Source organism: Thiocapsa sp., from assembly GCF_011390875.1.
Lineage (GTDB): Bacteria > Pseudomonadota > Gammaproteobacteria > Chromatiales > Chromatiaceae > Thiocapsa.
Genome location: NZ_JAABRP010000046.1, coordinates 1 through 20,191, shown reverse-complemented (window position 1 = coordinate 20,191; position 20,191 = coordinate 1). Strand labels below are relative to the sequence as shown.

Genomic DNA, 20,191 nt, shown 5'->3' with positions numbered 1-20,191 from the left:
TGCTGTCCGCGAGCTGCGAATCGCCGTTCGCGGACAGCACAATGTCTGGTCCTTCGAACCCGACCGTCACCGCTTTTCCCCGGGTAACCGATCAGCCCCGAGGTAAAAATCATCCAAGAACACGAAATCCCGACGTGAGCCCGGGAACGTCCACTTCCGTGACCGTGATTCGCACTCGATCGTTCAACGCCGGTGCATCGCGCGTGCGCACCCGCGCCTCGAGCGCCAACTCCGGGATCAGCAACGTCGTCCGCCGCTCGTCGAGATCGACGACAACTCCCTCGCCTCGCCACTCCTGATTCTCGCGCAGGAAGACGTGTTTCCAGTGCTGATTGGAAAGCCGCTCTCCGCGTCGAACGGACGCCGCGGCAAGCTCAGCCTGCGCAACGCGCGCGGTGACCTCCTCTTCCGACAGACCGCCCCCCCCGATCAGCTCGGCCCGGATTTGCTGATGCACCAAAAGATCCGAATAACGGCGAAGCGGACTCGTTGCCCTGGTATAGATCGGGAGTCCGAGTCCGGCGTGCAGATCCGGCGTACCCGTCAGCCGGGTTGGCTTGAAGCGGCGGCGCCGCGCGTACATGGATGCGAGATCGGTGGCGGTATCCAGTCCGTCCGGAAGCGCCTGACTCGCGTAGGGGATCGGGATCCCGCGCTCCAGACAAAACCGCCCCGCGGCCACACCGGCCATCAGCATGGCATCCGTCACCATGGCGCGGCTGCCGAGCCGAAGGAGCGGACGAATCCGCACTCGACCCTCGTCCACCCGGATGCTCACCTCGGGGAGGTCGAGGCCGGTCGCGCCATCGGCATGACGACGGGCGCGGAAGGGCTCGACCAATGCGCTAATCGCCGCAAAGGGGCCTTCCCCGAGGCGCTCCTCGACCCAGTCGTAGCTCAGGCGCTCGACCCGCACCCAGGTGCGGTGGACGCGAATGTCCTCGATCTCGCCATGAGCGTTGCAGAGCATGCCGAAGGAGAGCGCCGGGGAGATCGGCTGTAACCCGAGCCCGAGCTGATCCGTAACGTTCGCGGGCAACATGTTGACCACGCCCTCGGGGAGATAGAGGTTCGCCCCGCGCGCCCTCGCCTCGCGCTCGATCTCGGACTCGGCATTGATCAGCGCGGCGACGTCCGCCACATGGACCCAGAGCCGATCGCCGTCGACGCTGATGGCGTCGTCCGGGTCCTGATTGCCTTCATCGTCGATGGCGTAGGCCGCAAGGTGCGTCAGGTCGAGCCGATCCTCCTCGACCAGGGCGGGGACCGGCAAGTCGGGATCTCGGGTCGCGACCGCGCAGCGCGCCGGATACGGATTGTGGCTGGCGCGCCAATATCCGACCTGTACCAGTGCGCGATGGGCGTTCTCGGGGGTTTGCTGATGACCCAGTGCGGCGAGGATACGACTGTGCTCGGACTGCCCGTGCGCCAAGCGCTCGATCTCGCCGAGTCGATCGCGATCCTCGGGGGCCGGCGCAGCCGCGGCCATGCGCTCGAGGAATGTTTGCCAATCGCGCTCCTCCGCCGCCTTGGCCTTGCGTTCCGCACGATCCCGCTCGACGGCCTCGCGGGGCCGCGCCTGGATCTGCTCCGGGGTACCGCTGAAGGTCAGGCCCTCGGAAACCAACTGCCAGGCTGCCCAAGCGGTCGCCGGCGTGAAGGCATCGAACGCCAGCTCGGCGAGATCCTTAAGGTTCGTCTCCGACCCCTCCAGCAACTCCCAAGCCGCATGCAGCTCGCCCTGCTGGGGCGCAAGATCGGCGAGACGATGCAGTGGACCTGGATGCAACAGCGCGACATCCTTGGGTCGAACACGTTTGTGCCCGCCGTCGAGCTCAATCTCGATCTTCTCCCCCACGCTGACCACGCGCGCGGGGCGAACCTTATAAAGCACCAGGCTGTTGACCGGCGGACTACATTGATATGTCGACAAGCTGCTGTGATCTCCCCTACACCATTGCGCGATCGATCCCTCTCGAGCGCGGTTTTCGCGGCACCTGTTGGTTATGATACCGGAACCGGCCGCCTCTCGACGCAGCATCGTGCGGCCTCACGGAACCCAGCCCGAGGAAAATCAGCATGCATCCAGTTTGGCGAGACCATCTTACCGCAAGCTCCGCTCGGTTCGGCGAGGACGGCCTCCCCCGCTTCCCCGACTCCGGTCCGGACGCCGCCGAGGGCTGTCGCCTTTTCGATCTCTCGCATCTCGGACTCCTCGCCGTAGGGGGCGAGGACGCGTTCGGCTTCCTCCAGGGCCAGCTCAGCAACGATCTGCGCGAGCTCTCACAGAGCCATGTGCAGTGGAGCAGTCACTGCAGCCAGAAGGGGCGCATGTTGGCCAACTTCCTGGTGATGCGGGTCGGCGACACCTTTTTTCTCCAACTGCCGGCGGAGCGCGTCCCGGATCTCCTGAAGCGGCTGCGGATGTTCGTGCTGCGCAGTCGGGTGAGCATCGAGGATGCAGGCGACGACCTGGTCCGCATCGCGATTGCCGGCGACTGCGCCGCCGGTGCCGTGAGCGCCTGCGGCCTCCCGGTGCCCGAGTCCGAGAACGGCCTCGCCGTCGCCGACGAGATCGCCGTGATTCGCCTGCCGGGCCCGACGCCGCGCATCGAGATCATCGGCCCGCCCGAGCCGCTTCGCGCGCATTGGAACGCACTGCGAGCGCAAGCCACTCCGGAAAACACCGACGCTTGGACGCTCCTCGACATCCGCGCCGGCATCCCGAGCGTCTACAACGCAACAGCAGACACCTTCGTTCCCCAGATGGCCAACATGCAGCTCGTCGACGGCGTCAGCTTCCACAAGGGCTGCTACACCGGCCAGGAGGTCGTGGCCCGGATGCAGTATCTCGGCAAGCTCAAACGCCGCATGTACATCGGCGAGGTCGAGAGCGCGACGCCGCCGCAACCCGGCGACGCGCTCTTCTCACCCGACAGTACCTCGCAACAAGGCAGCGGAACGGTCGTCGCGGCCAGCCCGATCGACACCGGGCGCTATGCGCTGCTCGCCGTCGTGGAGATCAAGGCGGCCGAAGCAGGCGAGGTCAGACTCAGCGAAGACGGGCCGCCGGTGCGGCTTGAGGCGCCGCCCTACGGGTTCCCGGTCGAGGAATGAGCGAGAGCCTCGACAGTCTCTCGGAGTCGACCGGTTCGGGCATCTGGCTTCCCGATCCGGCTACGCTCGGCATCGAGGAGTGGGTGCTGACGGCGGTCTTATGGCTCAAGCTAGGTGTGGAGGCCATGGGCGCGCTGATCATCGGCATCGGCGTCCTCGTCGCGATCTACCAGTTCATCCGCGCCCTGTTCTCATCCGGCATCAGGGACTACAACCCGATCCGGCTCACGTTGGCGCGCTACCTGGCGTTGGCGCTCGAGTTCCAGGTCGGTGCCGACATCCTGTCCACCGCAGTTGCGCCGAGTTGGGATCAGATCGGCAAGCTCGGCGCCATCGTGGTCATCCGCACGGCGCTGAACTATTTCCTGATGCGCGAGATGCAGGAAGAGCACAGCGGTCGTTCGTTAACGTAGAACGTAGGATGGGTAGAGCGCAGCGAAACCCATCCGACCCGCGCCAATTGCAAGAGACCGAAATCCGGCAATGCGGCGGTTTGGAGGATGGGTTTCGCTGACGCTCTACCCATCCTACGCCTGATGCGCGAGATGCAGGAGGAGTACCGCGGCCTTAAGCAAGGTGTTTACCTTTCGTAAACCCCGGCCGCCAACTCCTTCTCCAGCATGGAAACCTTGAGCTTGAGGTCGTCTCGGGCCGCCTGTTTTGCGGCAACATCGGTGCCGGCGTCGGCCGTCTTGCGGGACTGCACGCTGCTGTCGATGGCGGACACCCGGTCGGCAAGCTCGCGGTTGGCCTTGGTCTCGGCGGCGAGGCTTCGCTTAAGATCGCCCCAAGCGGCGTCGAGCCGGGCGTAGTCGGCCTGTCGGCTGCTCAGATCGCCCTTCACCTTGGACTGCTCGGCCTGGAGTTCGGAGAGCACGGAGCGGAACGAGGCGTTCAGACTTTGCTCTTGGGCGAGCGTCGCCTGCATCGCGCGCTGACGTTCGCCGTAGGAGCCGGACGCCAGGCACCCGGTGTTCTTGAAGAAATCACGCGCGGTCGGGTCGCACTCGCCCGGCGTCGTGGCACAGCCGGCGATGCTCGCGGCCAAGGCGACCGCGCCGGCGAGAAGGACGGGGTGCGCGCGCGACACGCCGGCAATTCCAATCGTCTCGTTAGCCATGATGACTTACCCGGCCACAGGGGATGCGTTGATCTGTTTGTCCATGAGCGCGACCTCCTGCTCCAGGCCTGAAATGCGCTTCTTCAGTGAGCCGATCTCCTGGTCCAACTGCGCGGTATTGGTCCCCGATTGTCGCTCGAGATTGGAGATGTCCACCCAGTCCTGTTGCTTGGTCTTGAGCGAATTGACCGTGCTGCGCAGCTGATCGCGATTGGCCTTGACCCCGGCGAGATCGCGCCTTGCCTGCTCGCTCGAGATGACCTTGTTGCGATAGGCCGCGTTGACCTGCGCAAGACGTTTGCGGTCGGCGGCGATGACCTCCTCGCTGGTCGCGATCAGACTCGAGATGCGCGCGTTCTCCGCCCGCACGTCCGCGGTCATGGCCGCGATGCGCTGCTCGTCGTTCTGATACTGCTGACGCTTGGATTGCACATAGGCATTGGCGGCCAAGCCGACCGCACAACCGGCGGCGGCACCGATCATCATGTTGTTGCTGCGTTTGCCGTCGGACAACATCCCGAGCAGGGCGCCCGCAACCGCACCGGCGGCACAGCCTTGGAGCGAGGTCTTGGCGTCGAGCCCGGAGGATTGCTGGCGCATGCGCTGCTCGGCCGGTGTCAGCGGCATGCCCGAGGCATTCCCGCCGCCCAGGTTCGGGTTACCGGCACAACCGGCCTGGAGAAGGGCCAACGACACGCTGACGACGACGATGCTCTTGCCCGTTCGACGCTCGATCGACATCTCAATGCTCCTTGTTGGATGGTTCCGCTCGGATGGTTCCGCGGGTGTGCAACCGTGCACGTCCGTCGTCTGAGTTTAGCCGATCAGACTCCGATCGAGCGCCGAAAAATGTCGGCTCAACGCAACTCCCGACACCCCTTGAACCAGGCGTCGCGTGCGACGGCGCCCGTTCGCGCATAGTCCAAGACCTGCCGATGGAAGCGCTCCGGATAGATCCCCAGATCCCCGTAGCCGCGTGCGGTCAGCTCCGTGCGCAGTCCGCCCAGCTCCGTGTCCAGAACCGCTAGGTCGTCCGGATAGGTCTGAGCGGTGCGTACGATGGAATCGGCATACACGCCGATGTTCGCATCCAGCACCGCATCGTCGCGCGCCAAATCCTCGGCGAGCCGGCGACAGCGCGGATGCTCGGCGTCCTCGTTCTCTTTGCAGAGGTCGTAGCGCTGGCGAAGCAGGTCGATGTTGAAGCCCTCGACCGAGAGCTTCTCGCAGAGCAATCCACCGAAGCGCAGGGCCTCGCGGGCACTGCGCGCACGCTGCTCGTAAAGCCGCTGATTCGTGCCGGCGACGACGCTGCGCAGCCGCTCGAGGCGCTGCTTCATCTCGGGCTCGCCGCTCGCCCGGGCGAGTGCGGTCAGCTCGAGCACCGGGTCCTCGAAGGGTCGATCGGACAGCGCCGGACGCGGCGGCGGCGTCTCTTGCGGCCGGGCCACATCGCTGCCGAGCCGCTCCCAGGCGGCGCGCACGGCGTCGATGCGCTGGTTGGAGGTCAAGACAGGTGCTGCGAGCAGGACACGAAAACCCGTGTCAGACGTCTCCACGGCACCGCGATCGTCGTAGAAGGGGACCTCGCGCCGCAGCGAGCTGCGCAGATCCTGAGCGCTGGAATGGAGACTGCCGCCACGCACCACCGCCGCACCGGGCTGGCCGTGGCGACGCTCTACACGGTGCAGCCGAAAGGGGTCGAGGACATACTCCTCGAGATTGCCCATCACATCGTGAAGACCGAGCGGGTTCGGCTCGAGCACGCCGATCGGGCGCACCTGACCCTGCGCGTTTTCGTTGAACCAGGCATGGCGTTCGGGTCCGTCCGGCATCGGGTAGAGCATCTCGCGGAACACCGCCGGGCTGACCCGATCGCCCCCGCGCGTCGCATATTCCCACTCCGCCTCGGTCGGCAGACGCACGAATGCCGGCACGCCGTCGGCGCGCGGCAGACAGGGCATTGCGGTTGCGTCGCAGTCCGCGATCGCCTCGGCCTGCGCGCGCAGCCAAAGGGAGTAACGATGTGCAAAGTCGAGCGCATCGTGCCAGCCGACACCGCCCTTGGGGAGTCGCGCCGTCGCGCCCTTGCCCGGTTCCGGACAGGCCGCGTCCGACGCGGCGGCGAGGACCGCGTCGTACTGCAGCGCGGTCACCTCGTACTTGCCGATCAGAAGTCGGCGCCGCTCGCCCTCGGGCGTCTGGAAGCTGCCGGCGAGATGGTCGAGATAGCGATGCTCGGCATAGCCTTGGCTCTCGGTCTCGCTGCCGAGCTCCACCTCGGTATCGGCGAGCGGGTCGGTGCCTGCCGTGCCGACCGGGCGGAAGGCCATGGCGCCGCCGCACGGCAGCGGGACGATGACGTCCTCCGGGGCAGGCTTGGGGTTGTAGAGCGCCTCGGGCCAGGTCACCGCGACCTCGGCGACGCCGTGTGCGGCGAAGGTGCACAGGATAACCGCGAACGTGAGGACCATGCCCGAGCGACAGGCATGACGTCTTCCGCGGAGTCCTTGTCGGTCCAAGAATACGGCTCTCACGGAAACACGGAGATCACGGAGGAGTCGCAAGAGCAGGGCTGCAGCGGGATCGCTTACCGTCGCTCCGTGATCTCCGTGTCCCCGTGAGAGATTCGAAAGCTCCGAGCAGCCTTGCCCCGTCAGTCCAACGCGTCCGACCCGACCCATTCGTCCCGCCTCATCGTATGGCTTCACGCAAACCCTCCGCCGGACTCACGCGCCCGGCCCGAATCGCCCCGGCCGTCGATGCGACCAGGGCCACCAGCATGACCAACGCGGCCGACACACCCAGGTCCGCGATGCCGAGTCGGGTCAAGTAACCCCCGCCGGCGAGATTCTCGCCCATGACGGCGTCGAACGCATGTGCGCCCGCGAGATAGCCTGCACCGGCAAAGAGCAGACCGAGACCGGCGATCAGCGACCCTTGGATCACCGGCAGCGCCGCGACCGCGCCGGGTCCGAATCCGAACAGCCGCAGCAGCGCCAGCTGACGGCGCTTGCGCTCCACGCCCACCCAGAGCGCTCCGCCCAAGGCGAGCGCACAGCCCGCCCCGCCGATCAGCGCGATGACTCGAAACAGGAACGACAGGGTCCGATCCACGGCCTGCACGGAGGCGATCCGCTCGGCTTGGGTGCGGACCTCGATCCCCTCGGCGCTGACTGCGGCGGCCAGCGGGCCGACCTGGTCCAGCCCGGTCGCGTAGAGCCGGGCGTTGGCGAAGCGTGTCTGGCGCTCCGCATAACCGATCGGGACGACGCCGGCGGACGGCAGATCCAATGTGCCGTCGCGGTAGTCCTCGGCGGCGACCAAAAGATCCAGGCTGGTGAAAAGGGCGTCACGCGAGAACCGCGCCTCGGGCACGATGCCGATGACCGAGAGCGGCAGCCGCAGGTGCTCGGAGACGCCGTCGCGGGTGCGCTTGACGACGGCGACCAGTGCAGCCGGATCGGAGCGGGTCGGAACACCCTCCTCCGCTCCCGAGGCCGGCGCCCCCGGCCCTGTTTCGGCGGACATCAGACCCAGCCGACGCGCCAGGGTCGCGGTGACCAGGACCTCGCCAGGATGGCTCGGCAGCGCGGTGCCCGGCGGAAGGAGGGGATCGCCGAGCGCCGTCGGGATCACCTCGATCGCCGGCAGCAGGCGCCGCGCCGGGTCCAGCAGATCGACACTGGCATTGATGGTCCGGGTCTTGGGGATGAGGAAGGCCACGTCGGGCCGCGCCGCAATCTCGGCGAGCCAGTCGCGGTCCAGCCGGGCGCTGCCGTAAATGACTACTTCCAGGTTGCGCGGGTCGCGGAGCAGGGTCTCGCGCAGGGTCTCGACGACACCGTTCTTGAGTCCGAGCAGCAGGAGCAACGGGGCCAGGATCGCGGCAACCGTCAGCACGAACACCAATGTGGTGTGCCGGTCGTGGCGCAGATCCTTCCAGGCCAAGGCCCAGACCTCCGCGGCGACGGGGCCGAAGGACGACCGCGGGAAAGATCGACTGAGTAAGCAACCGTTCAATTACAAGTGATCCATCGTAGCCCCTCTCCCCTCGCGGGAGAGGGGTTGGGGAGAGGGGGAGAATGAAACGGAATGGCTCAGTTGTTTCTGAACCGTTACTAAACCGCGTCCAGAGCGACATGCGTCGTTTTCATTGTTCGTTTGGCTTCGGAGATATCCTTGATCCCAGTGAGACGCGGTTTAGAATTTAAGATTTTTGATACTTTAAACCGCGCCGGCTCCGACAGTCGTCGGAGCCGGCGCGGCCAAGCCATCCACCAAATGACGCATACCGCACCGGGCGCGGTTTAAGCCGTGTCCCGGGCAATCCGTACCTTTCAGGGCGCGTCCTCAAAGCAGGAGCCGAGCCGGTCCGGCGCATCGAGCGGACGCGCCCGAATCTCCCGCAGGCCGAGCGCGCGCACACGACCCTGCTCATGGGTCGCGATCACCACTGCCGCCCCGCTCTCGACCGCCAGATCACGCAGCAGACCGAGCACCCGGTCGGCAAGCCGCGGGTCGAGCGCCGAAGAGGGCTCGTCGGCCAACACCAGCGCCGGTCCGTGCGCCAGTGCGCGCCCGATCGCCACCCGCTGCTGCTGGCCGACCGAGAGCTGCGCCGGACGCCGGTCCAGCAGCGAACCGATCTCAAGCACCGCCACCAGGTGTGCGATCCGCGCGTCCTCGGCCGGAAGCCCGAGTAGGCGGCGGTTGATTCCGATGTTCTCGCGCACGGTGAGAAAGGGCAGGAGTCCGCCGGTCTGCATCACGAAACCGATCGAACGGGCGCGCATCCGCGCGAGTGCGCCTTCGGCGCGGGCGCGCCACAACGCAGCCACATCCACCGGCGCCGTCGTATGCCAGAGAAAGTGCGCCCCCGGCAACGGCGGCGCGGCGAGCCCGAGCAGCTCGAGCACCGTACTCTTGCCGCTGCCGCTCTCACCGGTGAGGGCCAGCGTCTCGCCGCGGACGATGCTCAAGCGCGGCACACTGACCTCGAAAGACCCGCTCCCGGTGCCATAGCGATAGCCCAGTCGGGTCGCCTCGATCAGCGGACCGGCGGTCGGCGAATCGGGAACATCAGGCGATATCGCCCGAGCGGATGCCTTGTCGAGAGGCGCCATCCGCGAACCCATCAGGGCAGATCGCGCAGCGGCACCGGATAGACCCATTCCCCCGCCGGGCTGCCCTCGGCCAGACTCACCCAGCGATCCGTGTCGGCGTTGTAGCGCTCGTAGAGCTTGATCTTGCCCTTAAGCCGGCTGACGAACTCGAACTGACGCTGCGTGCCCCAGCGCGACCAGGTGTCCTGATCCAGCGTCATGACGTCGCTCTTGTAGGGCAGGCCGTCGAGGTATTCCCCGAGCAGGCCGAGGTCCGCGAGCTTGGTCGCCTGCGGGCTCGCGGCGAGCGCCGGATCGCGTCCGTATTGGGCCGCGATGGAGCGCAGGCTGTCGAAGAAGACGTCGGGTTTCAACATCCCGGCATCGGCGGCATCGACGATCTGCTTGAGGATCCCGTGCAGATCGCTCAACTGGTCCTTGGTGATCAGCACCCGCTCGTCGACCGTCCGCACCGTGGGGTCGGCGAGATCGCTGTCGCTGATCCAGCCCTCGAAGACCGACGGGGCGCGCGTGCCCTCCTCCCGGCCCAGATAGGCGAGCTGCATGGCATGGCCGAGCGCACGCGTTGCTTCGCGCAGCGCGGCGGTTTCAGGGTCTTGCGCAACACCAGGGCTCGACGGCGGGGTCACAGAACTTGGGGTTTCAGTCGCGGCACGTGCACTGCCCGCCGCGAGATCGCCGCGTGCAGACGCCTCGATGCTCTCGATGACCGTGTCGGACAGCGCTGCGACCGCCTTGCCCAGTGCCGCAGCAGACCCGTCCTGAACCGAGAAATAGAGGCTGCGCTGAATCGCGGCGTTGTTCGCCAGGGTCCGATACTGCGCCTCGGCCGCCGCATGGTTGGTTTTGCCTTGCACCGTCTTGAGATGCAGCACCATGAGAGCGACACCCTTCTCGGCCGCCTCCGAACGCACCTGCTCGGCATGCAGACCGGTGGTGGAGGCGTCGCCTTCGAGCGCGCCGGCATCCGTGATCAGCACGGCATAGCGGGCGCCGAAGCGATTCCAGGGGATCTCCTCCAAGGCCGTGATCACGCCGGCATAAGGATCCTCGTCGAACCGATCGGTCGAAACCTTCGCCTCGGTGACCTTGGAGGCGCGGGTCAAGAACTCGAGCCCCGAGGAGACCTCCGCGGGGTCGACGAACATCCGGGCGACATACTCCAACGATTTGGCCTTGGCCGGATCGGCGGTCGGCGCACGGAAGGCGACGAGACCGAAGGCGACCTTGTCGAGAAGCCCCGAGCCTTCGATCCGCTTGTAGACCTGCTCCGCCGCCGCGCGCGCCTCGTCGATGTACTGCTGCATCGAGATCGTCGAGTCGATGATGAAGACCACCGCCGCGCGGAAGCTGCCGAGCTGGCTCACCGGCTCGGCGATGTCATCCGGAGGCGGCGTGCTCGTCGGCGCCGCCGTCTCGGTGACCGAGGCCACCTTCAGCCCGCGCATCAGGTGACCCGAGTCGGTAAAGACCTCCTCGAAGTCCAAGATCGGCAGCAGATAGAAGCGTGTGTTGATGTCGATGAAGCGATCCGGCTCGATCGCGACCACGCGCGGATCGCGCCCGCCTTCGGCGATCTCGCGGGTCAGCGGCCCGACCTCGGCAGCCGGATCCGGCAGAGCCAGCAGGCCGTTGAGCGTGTCCCAGGAATCGAAGAACAGGGCGCGCTCGCGAGCGGCGCCCGGATTGGTGAAGGCCAGCGCCATCTGCTGAAGCCAAGGTACCGTATCCCCGGCCCCCAGCCAGCCGCTGACCTTGCCCTTGGTGTCGACCCCGACCTCGAGCCAGCGCTGCCCGTCCCGCTCGGTCTCGGCATAGACGTAGAAGCGCGAGAAGGCATCGACGAGCCTCCCCGAATCGCCACCCGGTTGTTCGGTCAGCATCGCCCCCGGACGGGTCAGTACGCGCTGAAAGAGCGTCTTCTTACCGGCCTGCAGCAAGGGCGAGCGATCGGTCGGCGGCTCGGCAAATACCGGCGCCGCAGCCATGACCAGCGAGGCCAGCAGCACGCAGCCTATCAACCGTCTCTTCAGGTGCATTCCAGTCATCCCGGCTCCGGTTATCCCACGCTCCGACAGGTTCCTAGGCGACCCGCAAACACCGACACCGCGTAGGTCGGGTTAGGCGCGCCACTTCACGAATTTGATGAACCCTACCATGGTCCGTGCGCGCCGCAACCCGACGCCGGCAAGCCCGGATTATCGCATAGGCCGCCTTCGGTACCGAACCGGCTAGAATCCGTATCAGGACGTCACATCGACTGCTCGGGAGCCCGCATGACACCTTCGGTTCGTATCTTGCCCCTCGTTTACGCCGGTCCTCCCGCGGATCGGCTGGCGCCGGATCATCCCTGGCAGCAATTCGATGCGCTCGGCCGGACCCTGCGACGCCATCTGCCGGGGACAACGGCGGCTGTTTTCGCCCGGCCCGAGATCGCCGTCGACGGCTCGGGTGCGGTCACCTGGACCAGCGAGCTGGCCGGACAACCGCGGCCCTTGTCGGACCTACCCGACGAGGAGCAGACGGCGGCGCGGCGCGCCCTCGCCGATCACCTGAACGCGATTTCCCGCCTGGCCGACGAGCTGACCCAGCGCGAGCCGGACGATCCCGAGCCAGCACGGCTATTGAGCCGCGCCATCGTCTATCCGGGCGACGAGGCGGTCTATGTGATCGGTGGCGCCCCGGTCCTGATCTCCTGGGGCGGGACCGATCCCGGCCGCCCGCCGCCCGCCGCCGGCGCAGCCGATCCAGCGACCCTTCCGCCCCCGCCGCACCGTCCGGCGTGGATCATGCCGGTCCTGGGGTTGACAGCACTGGCTATTTTGGGACTCGCTCTCGGCCTAGGTGTCTGGCTCTGGCAATCGCAGGAGACCGAGGTCGAGCTGCGGGACGATCTCGCTCTCGCGCTGGCCAATCAATGCGACCCGGTCGCGCCCCTTGTGGAGATCGCGTCACGCCTGCAGCGGATCGATCGCGAGGACGCTCGCTACGCGGACGTCCGCATGGCCGTCCTGACCGAGATCGGCATCTGCGAGGAGGCGTCCCTCTTTACCGAAAGGCTCGCAACCGAGCCGCCCTGCGATCATCTCCCGGCCTTGGATGCCGAGCTTGCCGTCTACGACCTCGAGCGTGAACCCTTCCGCACCCTGAAGGCCGACCTGGAACGGCGGATCTCGGCCTGCACGCGGGTCGAGGGACTCGCCCAACGCCTCGATGCGGTCGTCGGCGACTGTCTCGCCGTCGCCGAGCTGCACCAGGAGATTGAATTGCTCGAAGAGCCTGCAAGGGAGCTCGCCGCACTGCGAATCGGGCTGGATCGCGCACTCGCCGCCTGCCGTCTCGCCGAGACGCTCGGCCCACGGCTGGCCGGCGCGTTGGACGACTGCAGGGCACTTCGAACCCTGGCGCGCGAAACCGCCCCCGGCTTCGTCGAGCTCGATGCAGGCCGTCCTCCCTTGATCGAGATCCGGGACGCGCTCCAGGGCGCCCTCGCGCGCTGCGATCTGGCCGATTATCTGGAAGGCGAGTTGGCCCGCTCGCAGGACGACTGTCTGGCCCTCGCCGGACTCGACGAGACCCTGTCGCGCCATGACCCGGACCGCGAGCCACTCGGCGCCGTGGCCGGGAGGCTCGCCATTGCGATGCGCCAATGCGCGGACTTGAGCGACTTGGAGCAAGGCTTTGCCGATGCCAACGGCGACTGTGAACGTCTTCGGGCCCTGGCCGACGGGCTCGATGCCTATCGAAACAACCTTCGCTTCCTCGATATTCGAACCCGCCTGGAACCCGAACTACAGCTCTGCAGCGAGGTCGACGCGCTGGCGGAGCAAATCGCGTCCATCGGGGGAGACTGCACCAAGGCGCGCGAGCTGGCCGCACGTCTCGCCGACCAAGGCGACCCCCGCTTCGCCAAAGCGCGCGAGGCTCTCAAGGCACCGATCGCCGACTGTGATCGGATCGACCGATACACCCGACGCCTCGCCGAGGCCGGCACGGACTGCACCCGACTCGTCGCCCTCGAGCGCGACCTCAAGCGCGAGTCCGCCCCGACGTTGCGACCGGTCAGGCGAGATCTCGGCGAGCGCATGGGCCCGTGCCGCCCGCCGCCACCGAAACCCGTCGTGGTCCAAGCACCCCCAAAGGCCCCGCCACCCGCAACCAGGCCGAGCACCAAACCGACTGCCCAGCCCACGCCCCCACAAGGGAGCGGCTCGTTCGCCATGCGCGGCGACTGCACGGGACGACTCACCATCGACCCGACCTCCGGCTGGGACGGCGACCGCGTGCGACACATCGTCACCATCGACCCGCCGGCCAGCGAGCGCGTCGCGCGCGTGACGTCCACCAACCCCGGATGCCGTAACTGCGCCCTGCGCAAGATCGGCCGCAACACCTGGCGCGGGGATCTCTTTTACGGGTGTCGTGGTCGCGGCATCGTCCAGGTCTCCTACGCCGCTTACGATGCGAGCGGCCGCATGATCTGCAGCGGCAACGGCAGCGACCTTTGTCTCGGGCGGCGTCGATAGATCTCGATGGTCCGATCACCCGACGGCATGCGAGGAGTCCGACCCATGCCGAGCGGCGGCCGCGCTCGCAACGGCGAGGGTGGTCATGTTCAGGGTTCGACGCACGGTGGCTGCGGGGGTGAGGATGCAGGCCGTGGCAGCCGCCCCCATGAGGATGGGGCCTACGGTTACACCGCCGCTGGTGGTGGTCTTGAGCACGGTGTAGAGGATGTTGGCGGCATCGAGGTTCGGGCAGATCAGCAGGTTCGCCGAGCCGCTAAGGGTCGTCTCGGCCAGGTAACGGCTGCGGATGTCTTCTTCCAACGCCGCATCGCCGTGCAATTCGCCGTCGCATTCGATGTCGGGGTGGCTGGCCACGAACAGGTCACGCGCCAGACGCATCTTCTTGGCCGAAGCACGCTTGGATGAGCCGAAGCTGGAGTGCGACAGAAAGGCCACCTTCGGCGGCAGTCCGAAGCGCTGAATCTCCTGCACGGCCATCCAGGCAATCTCGGCCAATTGTTCCGCGCCGGGGTCCTCGTTCACGTAGGTATCGGCAATGAACAGCGGCCCGCCACGCTCCGTCATCAGCGCGTTGAGTGCCGCGTAATTGCTCACGCCGGGCTGCAGGCCGATGATGCTGTGGATGCGCTCGAGATGGGTCTCGTAGCTGCCGGCCAGGCCGCAGATCATGGCGTCGGCGTGGCCCATGGCGACCATCAGCGAGCCGATGATGGTGTTGGAGCGACGCACCGCCGCCGCGGCCACCTCGGGCGTGACGCCGTTGCGGCCCATGAGTCGTTGGTAATGTTCCCGGTACTGGTTGAGGCGCGGGTCCTGCTCGGGGTTGACGTTCTCGACATCCTCCCCGAGACGCATGCGCAGGCCGGCCTTCTCGATGTGGGCCTGGATCACGGCAGGACGTCCGATCAGGATGGGCCGAGCCAGGCGATCGTCGAGCGCGATCTGGGCGGCCCGCAGGGCGCGTTCGTCCTCGCCGTCGGCAAAGGCCACACGCTTCCTCGAATCGGGCAAGGCCCTGGCGGCATTGATGACCGGGCGCATCAGGATGCCGGTCTGGGAGACAAAGAGCATCAGGCTCTCGCGGTAAGCCTGCATGTCGGGAATGGGGCGCGTGGCCACTCCCGAGTCGGCGGCAGCCCGGGCCACGGCGGGCGCAATGCGCAGGATCAGGCGCGTGTCGAAGGGCTTGGGGATCAGATAATCGGGGCCGAAGACCAGGTCCTGCCCGGCGTACGCCGTCGCCACCTCGGCGCTGCTCTCGCTCTTTGCCAGATCGGCGATCTCGCGAACACAGGCAAGCTTCATCTCCGCCGTGATCTTGGTGGCGCCGCTGTCGAGTGCACCCCGAAAGATATAGGGGAAGCACAGGACATTGTTGACCTGATTGGGGTAGTCCGAGCGGCCGGTGGCGATGATGCAGTCGGGCCGCGCGAGCTTGGCCAGCTCCGGGCGGATCTCCGGCTCGGGATTGGCCAGGGCGAGAAGGATGGGCCGATCGGCCATGGTCTTCACCATCTCCACGGTCAGCACGCCGGGCGCGGAGCAACCCAGGAAGACATCGGCACCGTCGACCACATCGGCGAGGGTGCGCGCGTCAGTCTGCTGGGCATAGCGGGCCTTGGACATGTCGAACCCGCCCGGACGGCCCTCGTAGATCACGCCTTTGGAATCGACCATGAAGACATGCTCGCGCCTTATGCCAAGACCGACCATCACGTCGACGCAGGCGAGCGCCGCCGCACCGGCTCCCGAAACAGCCAGTTTCACGGTCTCGATGGCCTTACCGACCAGCTCCAGGGCGTTCAGCAGCGCGGCGCTGGAGATGATGGCCGTGCCGTGCTGATCGTCATGGAATACCGGGATGTTCATGCGCTTGCTGAGCTCGCGCTCGATGTAGAAGCATTCGGGCGCCTTGATGTCCTCAAGGTTGATGCCGCCGAGCGTCGGTTCGAGCGCGGCGATGATCTCAACCAGCTTGTCCGGGTCACGCTCGGCGAGCTCGATGTCGAACACATCGATGCCCGCGAATTTCTTGAACAGGCAGCCCTTGCCCTCCATCACGGGTTTCGCGGCCAACGGGCCGATGTCGCCCAAGCCGAGCACGGCCGTGCCGTTGGTCACCACGCCCACCAGATTTCCGCGCGAGGTGTACTCCGCCGCGAGCGCCGGATCGGCCTGGATATCGAGACAGGGATAGGCCACACCGGGCGAGTAGGCCAACGAGAGATCGCGCTGGTTCGACAGTGGCTTGGAGGGGGTAACGGTGATCTTGCCGCGGCTGGGGCTGCGGTGATACTCCCGAGCGGCGTCGCGCAATGCCTGCTCGGCGGTGGACAGCTTCGATGTCATTGGAGTGCAATTTTTCCGTGGTTGATAATTGATTTTCAGCACCGGATCGCGCCTGGCGATTCGGTTCGTAGCGGGATTCCAACGAACCCATTGCGGGAAACCGGGGCGGAATCTACTCCGCGGTGCCGTGATCGCCTATTCTTCCGTGCTTGCTCCCCGAAGAGATGCACGGCATGGAGAGAAACCGATTCGACATCCAATTCAGCGGAGACCTCGTCCCGGGGACCGACCTGCTTGCGGCTCGGCGGCAGATTCAGCACGCCTTCAACCTCTCCGACTCCGCCGTCGGACAACTCTTCGGCGGTAAAGCGGTGACGGTCAGGCGGGGTGTCGACAGCGAGACCGCGGCGCGGTACCAGAGCGCCTTCCGCGATGCCGGCGCACTCGTTCGGATCGTTCCTGCCTCAAGCGAGCGTGCGCCGCAGCCCCTGCCTCTCGATCCGTTCGGATGGTCGGGTCAGAGCCAGAGTGAGGCCCACGCTCGGCCGAAATCCGCAATCGACCGGTTGTTCCACTATTTCGAGAAGGCGCTGGCCGCGGTTCTGCTGTTCTTGATCTCGGTTGTCGCCGTGATCGCCGTCATCGAGCTGTGCTTCGTACTGTACAAGGACATTACGAGCCAAAAGGGTCTTTTTCTCCTGGACCTCGGAGAACTCTTCGAAATCTTCGGCATGTTCTTGATCGTGCTGATCGCGATCGAGCTGATGGCGAGCGTTTACATGTACATGATGGACAAGTCCGTCCACGTCGAGATCATGCTGTTGATCGCCATCACGGCGCTGACGCGCAAGGTCGTCGTCATGGATCTGGAGAGCAAGGGCGATCCGGCCCTGTACATGCTGGGCCTGGCTGCGCTCCTGGGCACGCTGGTCGGGGGCTATTACCTGGTGAAGCGGCTCGCCGGGCCCGGCGACGGCCATTGACCCGGCGCCGCCCACAAGCAGAAAGCCGGGCCGGGCCTTCTACCCGCCGCGCGGAATGCGGTCTTTGTTGATCTCCAACCACTTTCGGAACGACTTCAACGCCGGATTCAGCGTGCGAGCGACCGCCGGATCGCGCGCGCCGCAGAAATAGGCTTCAAAGTCGCACTTGAACTGGAACATATTTCCCAGGTCATCCGCTCCGGGGAACCCCAAGCCGCGGTAGACCTCGGGAGCGATGGCACGGTAGTGCACCTCCTCGCCGAGAGCATCGGACAGCGCGGAAGCCATCTGCTCGCCGGTCAGATGCTCGCCCGCGATGCCGACCGTCTGGCCGATATAGCGCTCGCCCTGCTTGAAGATCCCGTAGGCGCAGCGCCCGATGTCCTCGGCGGCGATCCCCGGCAGCTTCTTGTCCTCCATCGGGAGCGTCAAGACGAGACGACCATCGCTCTCGCGCCGCGGCCCCATGCCGAAGTGGATGAGGTTGTCCCAGTAAAAGGAGGTCAAGACAAAGGTCGTAGGCACGCTCAAATCGGTGAAGATCCGATTGGATTCACCCTTGGCATCGAAGTGAGGGACCTTATAGTTCTCCATAAGGGTAGGCATCCGCTCGTCCTCGAGCGGCACCCACAGACGCGTGTCCTCGAGCGTCGACCAGATGGCGTGATGCAAACCGACCGCCTTTGCCGCGGTCGCCATGTTCAGGACCTCTTTCTTCTCCTTCTCGGGCGAGAAATGCGCCCAAAAGAAGGTGACGAAGTAGGCCCCGTAGGCCCCGTCCAAGGCCCGGCGCAGACTTGCCTCGTCGTCGACATCGGCCGCAACGACCTCCGCACCCATCTCTGCCAGCGCCCGGGCCTTGTCCGAGTCGACATCGCGCGTGATGGCCCGCACGGCAAAACCGCCGTCCGGGTCGTCGAGTATCGCTCGCGCCAAACCGCCGCCCTGTGCGCCCGTTGCGCCGAAAACGGCAATGATCTTTGGGTTGCTCATGATGGTGACCTCAAGGAATCGACAAAAGCCGTCGGGCCCGGAGCACACCGACCTCGGGTGTTTCGCGACCCGGCGAGTATACTGCGCCGCGCCAGCATATCACTCGACCCCCTCCAACCACTCAGACACCGGTGCCCCGCTTTGCCCAGCCTGCCGAGAACCTGCGACACCGAGCGATCTGTTCGTTTCGCCATCGCGATCCGCAGTTGTAAGCTCTGCGCCCTTCGGGGGTCCGATCTTTGACCGCCCAAGCCAAGCTACAGACCCAATGGGTCGGAATCGGCGTGGTCCTCGCCTGTCTCGTACTCCTCGTCTTGCTGCTTGCGTTGGGGCTCTACGCCCACCCCACAAGCGACGATTTCGATTATGCCTACGTCGCGCGCGAGCAGGGCATCCTCGGCGGGGTGATCCACTTTTATCAGAACTGGAGCGGTCGCTATGCAAGCGCGGCCATCACCCTCGTGTTCGGTCGGTGGGTGGATCTCGCGCAGTCCTATTGGATGGTCACCGCGGCGAGCCTCGTGACCCTCTATGCGGCCTTTCTCTACTCGGTCCGTGCGCTGTGCCGGCTGCTCGAGATCGGCCGTCCGCTCATGCTCGGTCATCTTGCCGTCCTGTTCTACGTGCTGTTCATCCCGAGACTCGACACCGCGCTTTACTGGCTGGCCGGAGCTGCAACCTATCAGGCTGGCAACGCCTTGTTTCTCCTCTTCGTCGGGGTCTGGGCCGATTACTTCGGCGGTCAAGCGACGCAGACCCGCGATCTGCGTTTCGGCCTGATCTTGGCCGCACTTGCGGCGATGATCGCCGGGATGAACGAGACGATCATGCTGGTGACGGTGGGGTTGTCGGCAGTGATGGTCGTGGTCGTGTTGCGTCTGCGAGGGCCGCGGATCGGCGTGTGTCTGCCTCCATTGATCGTCATTTTGGTGCTCGGCGCGATCGCCGCATTCGCTCCAGGCCATGAGGTGCGCCTGGGCATCATCGGCGAGGTCGGGAACGAATCGCCGGGGCGCAGCCTGATGATCTCGGTCTTCCACGCGCTCGTGACCGCGCTGAAGCTGCTCTTGTTTGCCCTGGTCTTTCTTCAGATCGGATTCGTTCGTTCGATCCTGGCCGAGGCCCTCGCGCGCTTCGAAGGCATCCTCGGGGGCTTATCCGCCGCGGACCGGATCCAGCTTGCGCTGGCATTCATTGGATTGCTCGTCCTGCTCTTCTTCCCGGCGGCCTGGGCGAAAGGGGCGGAGGCACCCGGACGGGTGCAGAGCGTCAGCGTGCTGCTCGGCACGCTGGTCCTGATTCCGACGATGGCGGCGCTGCAATACACGCTCGGCGATCGCCTGTCCCCGAGCCGAGCCTCGCTAGGTCGCTTGGCCTCGGCGGTCAGCTTGATCGCACTGCTCGCGATCTCCAATGTGCCGAAACTCGCACGCGACATCCCGCGCCTGCAGACCTTCCACGCCGAGAAGCTGGCCCGCTACGCGCTGATCCGCGAGGCTCAGGGGCTCGGACTGACCGCCCTGGGACTGCCGCCGCTGCGCACGCGCATGAAGGTACTCTACTCGAAGGATCTGAAACCCTACGAACGCCGCGAGGAGAATCGACTCTTCGGCGCCTACTTCGGCTGGCATCATCCGATCTGGGCCGAGAGCCCGCCCTAGCTGATTTCCGGAAAAGGAACGACCACCCAAGGGGCGTCTAACGTAAGTCGCCCCTTCACATCCGAGGCAGACAACCCTCCGCCCTCGCCGCCCCGACACCACTGCCCCGGGATCGGACGACCCGGGCATACACAGGACTGATCCGATGATTAGCTGGACCGACCGCTTTCCGCTCTACCTCTTCGTTGTCGGCGCCCTGACCCTGGGCCTATCGCCATTCGTCCCGGAGCCGCATCTTTGGGAGAAGCTCAAGATGCTGGCCGACGGGACATTGGTGAAGCCGATCGACATCTTCGACCTGCTTCTGCATGCAACCCCGTGGGTCCTGCTCATCCTGAAGCTGTCGCGTCTCCTGACGCTTCGGCGGGACGCG

General features: G+C 66.0%; 15 protein-coding genes. 6 read left to right on the top strand and 9 right to left on the bottom strand.

The genetic code is table 11. The features are described from left to right. Positions 1–109: 109 nt before the first annotated feature. Positions 110–1,933 (bottom strand): RNB domain-containing ribonuclease, encoded by a 1,824-nt coding sequence (locus GPT33_RS05490; protein WP_296806317.1) that lies wholly within the window; start codon positions 1,931–1,933, stop codon positions 110–112. Positions 1,934–2,079: 146 nt separating this feature from the next. Here GPT33_RS05490 and GPT33_RS05485 point away from each other — a divergent pair, with 146 nt between their 5' ends. Continuing rightward, positions 2,080–3,117: a folate-binding protein gene (locus GPT33_RS05485; RefSeq protein WP_296806316.1), complete on the top strand. Its 1,038-nt coding sequence runs from the start codon at positions 2,080–2,082 to the stop codon at positions 3,115–3,117. Beyond that, positions 3,114–3,530 carry a DUF1622 domain-containing protein gene (locus tag GPT33_RS05480; protein ID WP_296806315.1) on the top strand — a complete coding sequence of 139 codons (417 nt, stop codon included), beginning with the start codon at positions 3,114–3,116 and terminating at the stop codon, positions 3,528–3,530. The genes GPT33_RS05485 and GPT33_RS05480 overlap by 4 nt, the downstream gene beginning before the upstream one ends. Positions 3,531–3,697: 167 nt before the next feature. Here the strand turns inward: GPT33_RS05480 and GPT33_RS05475 are convergent, their stop codons facing one another. The 6 genes from GPT33_RS05475 to GPT33_RS05450 all read right to left on the bottom strand — a co-directional run bounded on the left by GPT33_RS05475 (position 3,698) and on the right by GPT33_RS05450 (position 11,402). Beyond that, complete coding sequence (locus GPT33_RS05475) at positions 3,698–4,237, bottom strand: hypothetical protein (protein WP_296806314.1); 540 nt, start codon at positions 4,235–4,237, stop codon at positions 3,698–3,700. Positions 4,238–4,243: 6 nt separating this feature from the next. Further along, complete coding sequence (locus GPT33_RS05470) at positions 4,244–4,978, bottom strand: YMGG-like glycine zipper-containing protein (protein ID WP_296806313.1); 735 nt, start codon at positions 4,976–4,978, stop codon at positions 4,244–4,246. Between the two features lie 116 nt (positions 4,979–5,094). Then, positions 5,095–6,711, bottom strand: coding sequence for an SUMF1/EgtB/PvdO family nonheme iron enzyme (locus GPT33_RS05465; protein ID WP_296806312.1), 1,617 nt, complete (start codon positions 6,709–6,711; stop codon positions 5,095–5,097). Between the two features lie 220 nt (positions 6,712–6,931). Beyond that, entirely contained in the window at positions 6,932–8,188 is a 1,257-nt protein-coding gene (locus tag GPT33_RS05460) for an FtsX-like permease family protein (protein ID WP_296806311.1), read from the bottom strand. Between the two features lie 389 nt (positions 8,189–8,577). Beyond that, entirely contained in the window at positions 8,578–9,363 is a 786-nt protein-coding gene (locus GPT33_RS05455; RefSeq protein ID WP_296806310.1) for an ATP-binding cassette domain-containing protein, read from the bottom strand. Between the two features lie 11 nt (positions 9,364–9,374). Further along, the gene (locus tag GPT33_RS05450; RefSeq protein ID WP_296806309.1) at positions 9,375–11,402 is read right to left on the bottom strand and encodes a vWA domain-containing protein; all 2,028 of its coding nucleotides are present in this window, start codon (positions 11,400–11,402) and stop codon (positions 9,375–9,377) included. Positions 11,403–11,639: 237 nt separating this feature from the next. Here GPT33_RS05450 and GPT33_RS05445 point away from each other — a divergent pair, with 237 nt between their 5' ends. Continuing rightward, the gene (locus tag GPT33_RS05445) at positions 11,640–13,889 is read left to right on the top strand and encodes a hypothetical protein (RefSeq protein WP_296806308.1); all 2,250 of its coding nucleotides are present in this window, start codon (positions 11,640–11,642) and stop codon (positions 13,887–13,889) included. A gap of 15 nt (positions 13,890–13,904) precedes the next feature. Here the strand turns inward: GPT33_RS05445 and GPT33_RS05440 are convergent, their stop codons facing one another. After that, on the bottom strand, positions 13,905–16,241 hold the full coding sequence (locus GPT33_RS05440; RefSeq protein WP_296806307.1) for an NADP-dependent malic enzyme: 2,337 nt from the start codon (positions 16,239–16,241) through the stop codon (positions 13,905–13,907). A 173-nt stretch (positions 16,242–16,414) separates the two neighbouring features. Between GPT33_RS05440 and GPT33_RS05435 the strand changes: the two genes are divergently transcribed. Next, positions 16,415–17,164, top strand: a complete 750-nt coding sequence (locus GPT33_RS05435; protein WP_296806306.1) for a phosphate-starvation-inducible PsiE family protein — start codon at positions 16,415–16,417, stop codon at positions 17,162–17,164. Positions 17,165–17,203: 39 nt separating this feature from the next. Here GPT33_RS05435 and GPT33_RS05430 read toward each other — a convergent pair whose 3' ends face one another. After that, positions 17,204–18,157, bottom strand: coding sequence for an NmrA/HSCARG family protein (locus GPT33_RS05430; RefSeq protein WP_296806305.1), 954 nt, complete (start codon positions 18,155–18,157; stop codon positions 17,204–17,206). A 239-nt stretch (positions 18,158–18,396) separates the two neighbouring features. On the opposite strand from GPT33_RS05430, the gene GPT33_RS05425 reads away from it, so the two are divergent. Further along, the gene (locus GPT33_RS05425; RefSeq protein WP_296806304.1) at positions 18,397–19,818 is read left to right on the top strand and encodes a hypothetical protein; all 1,422 of its coding nucleotides are present in this window, start codon (positions 18,397–18,399) and stop codon (positions 19,816–19,818) included. A gap of 145 nt (positions 19,819–19,963) precedes the next feature. Then, a partial coding sequence (locus tag GPT33_RS05420; protein WP_296806303.1) for an RND transporter occupies positions 19,964–20,191 on the top strand: 228 nt, incomplete at its 3' end.

Coding starts and splice junctions, on each gene's coding strand:
- GPT33_RS05485 (WP_296806316.1), top strand. CDS start 2,080: ATGCATCCAGTTTGGCGAGACCATCTTACCGCAAGCTCCGCTCGGTTC.
- GPT33_RS05480 (WP_296806315.1), top strand. CDS start 3,114: ATGAGCGAGAGCCTCGACAGTCTCTCGGAGTCGACCGGTTCGGGCATC.
- GPT33_RS05475 (WP_296806314.1), bottom strand. CDS start 4,237: ATGGCTAACGAGACGATTGGAATTGCCGGCGTGTCGCGCGCGCACCCC.
- GPT33_RS05470 (WP_296806313.1), bottom strand. CDS start 4,978: ATGTCGATCGAGCGTCGAACGGGCAAGAGCATCGTCGTCGTCAGCGTG.
- GPT33_RS05465 (WP_296806312.1), bottom strand. CDS start 6,711: ATGGTCCTCACGTTCGCGGTTATCCTGTGCACCTTCGCCGCACACGGC.
- GPT33_RS05455 (WP_296806310.1), bottom strand. CDS start 9,363: ATGGCGCCTCTCGACAAGGCATCCGCTCGGGCGATATCGCCTGATGTT.
- GPT33_RS05450 (WP_296806309.1), bottom strand. CDS start 11,402: ATGCACCTGAAGAGACGGTTGATAGGCTGCGTGCTGCTGGCCTCGCTG.
- GPT33_RS05445 (WP_296806308.1), top strand. CDS start 11,640: ATGACACCTTCGGTTCGTATCTTGCCCCTCGTTTACGCCGGTCCTCCC.
- GPT33_RS05440 (WP_296806307.1), bottom strand. CDS start 16,241: ATGACATCGAAGCTGTCCACCGCCGAGCAGGCATTGCGCGACGCCGCT.
- GPT33_RS05435 (WP_296806306.1), top strand. CDS start 16,415: ATGGAGAGAAACCGATTCGACATCCAATTCAGCGGAGACCTCGTCCCG.
- GPT33_RS05430 (WP_296806305.1), bottom strand. CDS start 18,157: ATGAGCAACCCAAAGATCATTGCCGTTTTCGGCGCAACGGGCGCACAG.